Raw genomic sequence first — 1,333 nt, 5'->3', positions numbered from 1 at the left:
AATTCGTGGTTCAGAGAATAAACCATCCTGAGGTTGTAACTCGATATGCTGACTTTGTAGTTCACTTAAACTTTTGCCGTAATCGTAATCTCCAATTTCGGTCTTTACCATTGAACTACAACCTGACAATAAGGCTAAAACTGCAATAACAAATATGTGCTTCAATTTAACTCCTTTTTTACAGCTAACGCCTTTAGCTGCGGCGAGCGATAGCGAGTCCAGCCCCGGGGATTTTTCCGGGGCGAGGCAGGCTAAACTTGTTAGGCTTTTTTATTCGCATATTTCTCGGCTACTTTTTCAGATAATTCAAGAATGGTATTGGAAGCACTCTGATAGGTATAAGGTCCATCCGGGCGATAATATTTTGCTTCTCTTGAGCTAATGGTCCAGTAGATTTTTTTAATGCCCAAAGTTGAACATAGATTCTGCATGGTAAGCTCAAGTTTCTTTCCTTGTGGAACATTTGTTCTGGCAGTTGTTGTGCCAAAATAACCTGTCCCAGTATCTCTTACTATCTCGACTTTCATAGCATCTCCATGAGCCTAACGCCGCAATAAAGGGCGAGCGGCGCGCAGCAGAGCGAGTCCAGCCCACGGGCCCTTTCGTGGGCGATCTTTGATTGCCTGGTTATATTTCATTTGCTACGAGATTAGATTTAACCTTGCCAGAAATTACCAATTTATAAAATACAAACTCAGCGACTAAGCCTGAAAATATTGCCGCTGCAACTGCTATACCCCCGCTAGCAGTTGCCTTTGCTACAGCAGCTAAAACTAAAAACGCTAATGGTAAAGTAATAACAACAGCTATAAGAGCGTGAAAACCATTTATGCGTATTATTTCTTTACAGCCACTGCATTTGATACGCATGGGGTTTGATGACTTTAGCAGATTCATAAAGCCAAACTTTTTGGAGCAAGATGGGCAATTACTCACTATTAGTTTCCTTGTATATTGAACAGTGACAGTGTTTAAAAAATATAACGCCGCGTTAACCGGAGGAGTAATGATGGCAGTTTTTGTGCGTATTTTTGCACAAAAGGTGTCAGCATTACGGAGTCCGTGTTGAACGCCTGGTTAAGTGTTTCCATGTACAAACAAGCTGTACCCACCGCCCCTAATTTCATGGCCACCCAAAAAAACAGTTGCACCAGACTTTTTCTATTTCGGCGGTTTTAATAGAGAATATTTAAGTAGCAAATGATCTAATTTGCCAGAACTCTTAAGTTCTTTTAAACCCTTTGATAGAATATTTGCATAAAGTTTTGCGTTACGTTTTTTCGGAGAAAAAGCGATATATATGTCTTCTTTTGAAGCAACCCCTGCTGATTTG

Annotated in this window: 2 protein-coding genes; both read right to left on the bottom strand. The window is 40.7% G+C overall.

The window, feature by feature from the left end:
• Positions 1-260: 260 nt before the first annotated feature.
• A complete protein-coding gene (locus tag A3763_RS17475) occupies positions 261-527 on the bottom strand; it encodes a hypothetical protein (protein ID WP_068510923.1) in 267 nt (88 codons plus the stop codon).
• A gap of 100 nt (positions 528-627) precedes the next feature.
• Complete coding sequence (locus A3763_RS17470) at positions 628-936, bottom strand: hypothetical protein (protein WP_068510925.1); 309 nt, start codon at positions 934-936, stop codon at positions 628-630.
• Positions 937-1,333: the final 397 nt, after the last annotated feature.

Source organism: Oleiphilus sp. HI0128, assembly GCF_001635365.1.
This window is presented reverse-complemented; position numbering and strand designations above follow the sequence as displayed.